The sequence below is a fragment of the Geobacillus sp. genome (genome assembly GCF_017515625.1).
GTDB lineage: Bacteria > Bacillota > Bacilli > Bacillales > Anoxybacillaceae > Geobacillus > Geobacillus stearothermophilus.
This window is the reverse complement of sequence record NZ_JAFWFM010000198.1, coordinates 1-7,099: the sequence shown is the minus strand read 5'-3', so window position 1 is coordinate 7,099 and position 7,099 is coordinate 1. Positions and strand designations below refer to the sequence as shown.

Below are 7,099 nucleotides of genomic sequence, written 5' to 3'. Positions count from 1 at the left end.
TTTTGCATCAAATTCGGGAGTGTGGTATGCTTGTTCATAGAGAGCACCTCCTGGGTTTGTTTGTGTTGTTACTCACATTCTACAGGAAAGGTGCTCTTTTTTCTATACCCTTTGGATTTTATTGGATAATCAACACGCCTGTCGTTTGAATCAACGCGGTGAAACGGTTTTTGCGCGCGTATTCTTCCAAATAAATGGCCGTCCCAACCCCCAAAATAAACGAAACCGGTGCGACAATCATCATCAGCCAAAGGGAGCCAACCAGTCCGGATTTAATCCCAGCTTCCTCCGGACGGCGCGAAGGAAAGCTGTTTAAGAAATCACCATCGAGCCAGCCGATCGCCTGCATGATGACACGGGATAATAATAATGCGAGAACAATGAGTCCAAAAATCGTAGCAGCAAAAAAAATGGCTTGCAAGACGGCGTTTTGCACCAGCCTTCCTTTCATTCGTCTCCAAACGAGCGGTTTGTCCAATTTGTTTTCCATGTGTTCAATACTCCTCCCTCAATCGGCGGGAAATGTATTGCGCCAATATATTCATCAGCAGCGTGAAAATAAAGAGCGTCATCCCGACAGCGTAAATGCTGTAATAAATCGTCGTCCCATAGCCGGCGTCGCCGGTTGTCACCTGGACGATGTAAGCGGTCAATGTTTGAATCGATTGCGTAACATCAAACGTAAACTCCGGCGATGATCCGCCAGCCACCGCGACGATCATCGTTTCACCGACCGCCCGGGAAATGCCTAAAATAAATGAGGCAATCACTCCGGAAGCGGCGGCAGGAAGCACGACCTTAAGCGCTACTTCAAACTTTGTCGCGCCAAGGGCCAAGGCGCCTTCGCGAATGGAGTTTGGCACTGCGCTCATCGCGTCTTCTGACAGCGAGGCGATCATCGGAATGATCATAATCCCCATGACGAGCCCCGGGCTGAGCGCATTAAAAATCTCTAGATCCGGGATGACCTTTTGCAATAACGGCGTCACGATCGTCAACGCAAAAAACCCGTACACGATCGTCGGAATGCCGGCAAGCACTTCGAGCGCCGGCTTGATGATTCGGCGCGTCCGCTCCGACGCATACTCGCTCAAGTAAATGGCCGAAGCGAGCCCAATCGGAACAGCCAAAAGCATAGCGATACCGGTCGTCAGCAGCGTGCCGGTCACAAGCGGAGCGACTCCGAACGATCCGTGTTCCTCATTCCACGGAAGCCACTCTTTGCTTGTGACAAACTCAACAATCGATACACGGCGGAAAAATTCGATCGTCTCAAAAAGAAGGGTAAACAAAATGCCGAGCATTACGAGCACGGAGAGTGCCGCCAATGTAAAAAGGAACTTCGGCGCGAGCTTTTCCATCCTTTTCGTCCAATGTTGCCGCGCTTGGTTTTCAACGATCATCTCCCGAACCGAGAACTGCTGTTCTTTCTTCGTTGGAACCCCCATAAAACGAAAACTCCTTTCCGACTTATTCCAACCGCAGTCACAAGTCTAGGCCGACAGACACCCCTTGTCGCCGGCCTAACGAAACCTATTTCAATCCTTCCAATGTTTCAAGCTGTTCTTTATACTTTTCCTCCGGCAGGCGGACGTAACCGACCTCTTCCGCCAAGTCCCCGGCTGTTTCCAGCAAAAATTCCATATAGTCATACACTTGCGGCTTTTCTTTCAACGATTTGACGTTCACATACGTAAACAGCGGCCGCGAAAGCGGGGTGTATTTCCCGGTTTCAATCGTCTCGTTTGTCGGCTCGACTGGCCCGTTGCCGCCATCGATCGGAACCACTTTCAGCTTATCTTTATTTTCCAAGTAATACGCATAACCGAAGTAGCCGATCGCATATTGATCCCCTTCAACCCCACGAACGAGGATATTGTCGTCTTCCGAAAGTTGAGCCGTTTTGACCAGTTCTTTTCCTTCCAGAATCACTTCATCAAAGTAGTCATATGTCCCAGAATCATGACCAGGCGAGAAAAACTTGATTTCCTCATCCGGCCAGCCCGGACGGATATCCGACCATTTTTTCACCGTGCCGTCTTCCGTCCACATTTTTTTCAACTCATCCACCGTCAAGTAATCAACCCAATCGTTTTCTTTATTGACCACAACAGAAAGACCGTCATAGGCAAGCTGAAACTCTTGGAACTCGATGCCGTTGTCGGCAGCTGCCTGTTTTTCTTCCTCTTTGATTGGACGAGAGGCGTTCGAAAAATCGGTTTCCCCTTTCGTGAACTTCTCAAATCCCCCTCCCGTTCCAGAAGCACCGACGGAAACTTTGACGTTTGGCTGTTCCATCATATATTCTTCAGCAGCTGCTTCCGCAATTGGATATACCGTCGAGGAACCGTCCATGATCACTTCACCGGACAGCTCTTTCGTTGCGGATCCACTGTCCGCCTCGTTTTCCTGCGCTCCATTTCCTCCTCCACAGGCGGCAACAATCATCATTGTTCCGCCAAGCAAACTCGACAACATCAGCCGTTTCCATTTGCTCATCGCTTTTCCCCCTGACTGTTTTCTTTTACATGTCCTAGTTTTTCCTTACATGCCCTATCATAAATGGACGCTGTTAATAAGGTTTAAACAGAATGTTAAGATTGTGTAAACTCCAGATATCCAATATCCATTATTTTTCATCAATAGCTTCTCTTTCCGCTAAAAAATAAAAAGAGCTGATCCGACAAAAGGAGCTCTCCCTATCGAATCAGCTTCAGCATCAAGATTGTTCTGTTGTTTCGGTGCCGTCGGCTGGCGGTTGAACAGGCTCTCCAGCCATTCGTTTCGCCTTCAATTCAAAATAGGCGTCCAAAATACGGCGGCCGATGCGGTTGTTAATGCCGTCGCTTGCCCCTTGCGTCGCCCACGGAACGACAACAGCGAACGACACTTCTGGATCGTTGTACGGCGCATAGCCGACAAGCGTCAAATTGTTGGTCGAGGCATTGCGGCGGCTTTTGATCGGCCCGTCGTAAAACGCTTCAGCCGTCCCTGTTTTTCCGGCCGGCTTGTACGGAGCGCCGGCGAAATACGCATACGCCGTTCCGCCCGGCTCTTGCATCACACGGCGGAACCCTTCCTGCACGCGCTCAATGTATTCCGTCTTCATATCGACGCGGTTTAACACGATCGGCTCGAACCGTTTGATGACGCGGCTAGGTTTTTTTCCGTCAATGGACGGCTCACGAATTTCTTTGACGAGCTGCGGCTTCATCCGGTAGCCGCCGTTGGCGATCGTCGAGACGTATTGCGCCAGCTGCATCGGCGTATACATATCATACTGGCCGATGGCTAAGTCAAGCAAAAATCCGCCGCGCGTGCCTCGGCCTTGGAAGCCGCTAAGTTCGTTCGGCAAATCGATGCCTGTTTTCACGCCAAGGCCGAATTGGCTGAAATAGTGGCGAATCGTCGTAAATGCCTCTAGATTGATGCGAAGCGGCGCGTGCGGACGATACACACCACCCCCGATGGCGATCGCTGTTTTGAACATATAGACGTTCGATGACTGCTTGAGCGCCGTCAGCTCGTTGATCGTCCCCATCGTTTTCCATGACTTTTTCGGTTTTGTACCTTTAATGTATAACGGCTCATCCTTAATATACGTATTCGGATGAAGCACCCCGGTTTGAAAGCCGGTGAGCACGGTCGCCCCTTTCACCGTCGATCCCATCGCATAAGCAGACGTAATGTTGCCGATGGCAAAGTCGACAAATTTGCCATCTTGAAGAAGCTTGCCGGCCATCGCCAACACTTCGCCCGTCTTCGGGTTCATCATGACGACAAACGCCCGGTCCAAGAGCGGCGACCGGCCTTTGCGCTTCGTCGCCAAAATCTCCTGCTGAATGATCTCTTCGACTTTTTGTTGCAATTCGGCATCGATCGTCAGCACAAGGTCTTTCCCGCGCTCGCCCGGGTACACTTCCTCAACCGAAACGACGCGGCCCGACTTGTCGACCACGTTTTTCACTTTCGCCTTTTTGCCGTGCAGCACTTCTTCATACTGCATCTCCAAATAGCTTTTGCCAACGCGGTCGTTGCGGCTGTAGTCGCGGGCCAAAAAGTAGTCGAGCCGCTCGCGCGGAACGCCTTCATCTTCTTCCGTCACACTGCCGAGCACGGAGCGGAATGTATTGTCATACACGTATTTCCGGTCCCAGTCAACGGTCGTATTGACGCCAGGCAGCTCGCTTAAGTGTTCGCTGACGACCGCATATTCGCGGTCGGTCACCCCTTTGCTTTTGACCGTCTGCGGCGTCAAGGCGTAGCCGCTCTCCATCTCATGTTTAATGGCGATCACTTCAAGCTCCGACTTCGAAATTTGCGCCAAATCTTGCTTGGTGATGCGGTCAAGCGTCCATTCATACACCTTTTTGTCGATCTCTTTTTGTGTCAGCCCTTGGTCAGCGAGCTTTTTCCGTTCTTGTTCGCTCACTTTCTTTTTGGCTTCTTCCGGATGGGTCAAAATCCAATAATCTTTCATGTCTCGCTCCGTCACTTTTTCCTCTGCATCCGGAATGTCGATGTATTGGGCGAGTTTCCTTGCTATGTCCAATATTTCTTCCGGCTGTGTCGTTTTGGAGCGCGTGTACGTAATCGCCTTTTGCGGTGTGTTGTCGACGATCACGTGGCCGAATCGATCGTAAATTTTGCCGCGCGGCACCGGCGTGCTGACGATTTCATCCTGCGTCCGCTCCACTTCGCGCCGATAATCTTCACCGTAGACGATTTGTACGACGCCAAGGCGCAAAATCAGCGCCGAAAACAACAAGAAGACAAAGAAAAACAAAATGTTCAACCGAATCGGCACTTGTGCCCGTTTCTTCCGTTTCATCCCCCGGCCCTCCTTTCCCCCCTATTGTAAAAGAAAAAGAAGGGGTTGGCTAGGGAAAAACATGGGCGACTTTTATGCTGTCGGGCCGCCCCGTTCATTGGCCAGCTTCGGCCGAAGCAAAAGCCGACCTTGCCGCTCCCGCTCCGGATGGCCATCAGTCAAGCGGATGCGGCGGACGAACCAATAAATGATCAAATGCCCGGCGCCGCATACAAACATCAGCACACGAATGCCCGTCTGCTCGTTAAAGAGCTCCACCGCCGCCAAAAAAGCAAGAATCGACGCCACCCGTCCGGCGTTTAAAAACAGCTCGCGGACGACGATATATTCGACGCGCGCTTCCGCTGATTTCCAGCTTTTCCCGATCACGTCAAACGTCAACGATGAGTACGGAACAAGCAAAATCGGATAAGCGATGGCAATCGTGACGGCATAAAGAAGAAGGCGCGGGTACGAAGGATGAAAGACGATGAGAAAAATGGCTGCATACAGCAAAAGACCGCCCAACAAAATGGCTTTCATCCGGTATTCCCGCTTCATCAACCGGGAGACGACGTAATAAGCGATAAACGATGTGAAGGAATTGACCAATCCGTACTTGCCAAGCGCCCATTCGCTATGGGAGCTGACGTAGACAAGCACGGAAATGACAAAAACGAACGAGCCTTCACGCAGTCCTTGAAAAAAATGGGCGTTCGTAATGAGCCGCCAGTTCCGGTTTTCATTCCGTTCCTTTAAAATGCGGAAAAATAAATATTTCCCCGCGGCCGCGCGGCGCTTCAAGAAAAAGCTGAGCAGCACAGCGACAAGAAACAAGCCGAGCGACAGCGAGAAAACGAACGTATACCCTTTCGCTCCATGAAGCGATGAGATGATATAACCGGCGGCAATCGGCCCGATCATGCCGGCTGATGAGGTCAACACCCCGAAAAAACCGTTAAAAAAGTCGCGCGTCTCCGGTTCGGTAATTTCAAATGTCAGCACGTTAAAAGCGAGCCAGTAAAAACCGTAGCCGACGCCGAGCAGCGCGCCGAGAACGAGCAAATATTGATGGGCGCGGGAGCCGACCAGCAAAACCGTGACAAAAAAAACGGCTAAACATGACACGCCAAGCCGCAAAACGAGAATGCGGTCGATCTGTTTCGCCAGACGGCCGGCAACGATAAACGTCAGCGGCTGCATCGTGACGACCGCCAAGTTGTACAATGCCAAATCGCGAAAATCGCCGGTCTGTTTCCACAAATAAATGTTGACAAACGTGTTCGACAGGGAAACACCGAGCGCGTAAAACCCGCCGATGCAAAGCAAAAGCAACAGGTCGCGGTTCACTTGTTCTTGGCCGGTTAGTTTTTGGAAAAATGCCATTGCAAACTCCCCTTTTCATCTATCGGGTAGTGTGGCCATTTCTGCCGCCTCTATGCACCCGGCGCAACGAAAACCGCTCCCTTTGCCTGCCCCCTTCGTCGAAAAAAAAGCGGAGCGTTTTGTTTCGCCCCGCTTTGTTCATTATTTTGCTTTCGCTTCGCTGTACCGTTTCGCCACTTCGTCCCAGTTGACGACGTTCCAGAATGCGGCAATGTATTCCGGACGGCGGTTTTGGTATTTCAAGTAGTACGCATGCTCCCAAACGTCCAAGCCGAGAATCGGCGTTTTGCCTTCCATAATCGGCGAATCTTGGTTCGGCGTGCTTGTGATTTCCAGCTCGCCGTTGTTCACAACAAGCCATGCCCAACCGGAACCGAAACGGCCGGCCGCTGCTTTCGAAAACTCGTCTTTGAACGCGGTGAAGCTGCCGAATTTTTTGTTGATGGCGTCAGCCAGCTCACCCGTCGGCTCGCCGCCGCCATTTGGCGACAAAATCGTCCAGAAAAGCGAGTGGTTCGCATGGCCGCCGCCGTTGTTGCGCACCGCCGTGCGGATGCTTTCCGGAAGGGCTTCCAAATTGCTGAGCAGTTCTTCGAGCGATTTGTTTTGCAAATCCGGATGTCCTTCAAGCGCCGCATTCAAATTTGTAACGTATGTGTTATGGTGCTTCGTGTGGTGAATGTTCATCGTTTCTTTGTCGATGTGCGGCTCCAGAGCATCATACGGATACGGCAATGCTGGCAATTCAAATGGCATACCGATCTCCTCCCTCTAGAAATGTTGATGTATCAAGGCTTTTCGGCCCCTCAGGGGTGTCCAAAAAATATTTTTCGACAAAATCCCTTACATCCTTTTTCAGTTTTGTGGATATCTTACAGACCTAGGGTGCGCTTCGCGGCCACG

General features: G+C 51.2%; 6 protein-coding genes. All 6 read right to left on the bottom strand.

The features are described from left to right. Window positions 1-118 precede the first annotated feature (118 nt). Window positions 119-490 (bottom strand): ABC transporter permease family protein, encoded by a 372-nt coding sequence (locus IKE44_RS11415; RefSeq protein ID WP_287465956.1) that lies wholly within the window; start codon window positions 488-490, stop codon window positions 119-121. 4 nt (window positions 491-494) lie between these two features. Further along, a complete protein-coding gene (pstC, locus tag IKE44_RS11410) occupies window positions 495-1,448 on the bottom strand; it encodes a phosphate ABC transporter permease subunit PstC (protein ID WP_033014638.1) in 954 nt (317 codons plus the stop codon). A gap of 85 nt (window positions 1,449-1,533) precedes the next feature. After that, window positions 1,534-2,499, bottom strand: coding sequence for a PstS family phosphate ABC transporter substrate-binding protein (locus tag IKE44_RS11405; protein WP_049625180.1), 966 nt, complete (start codon window positions 2,497-2,499; stop codon window positions 1,534-1,536). Between the two features lie 220 nt (window positions 2,500-2,719). Further along, window positions 2,720-4,831, bottom strand: a complete 2,112-nt coding sequence (locus IKE44_RS11400) for a peptidoglycan D,D-transpeptidase FtsI family protein (protein ID WP_287465954.1) — start codon at window positions 4,829-4,831, stop codon at window positions 2,720-2,722. A gap of 72 nt (window positions 4,832-4,903) precedes the next feature. Then, complete coding sequence (locus tag IKE44_RS11395) at window positions 4,904-6,196, bottom strand: MFS transporter (RefSeq protein ID WP_033014640.1); 1,293 nt, start codon at window positions 6,194-6,196, stop codon at window positions 4,904-4,906. A 141-nt stretch (window positions 6,197-6,337) separates the two neighbouring features. Continuing rightward, window positions 6,338-6,952, bottom strand: coding sequence for a superoxide dismutase SodA (gene sodA / locus IKE44_RS11390; protein WP_033010224.1), 615 nt, complete (start codon window positions 6,950-6,952; stop codon window positions 6,338-6,340). Between the last annotated feature and the right edge of the window lie 147 nt (window positions 6,953-7,099).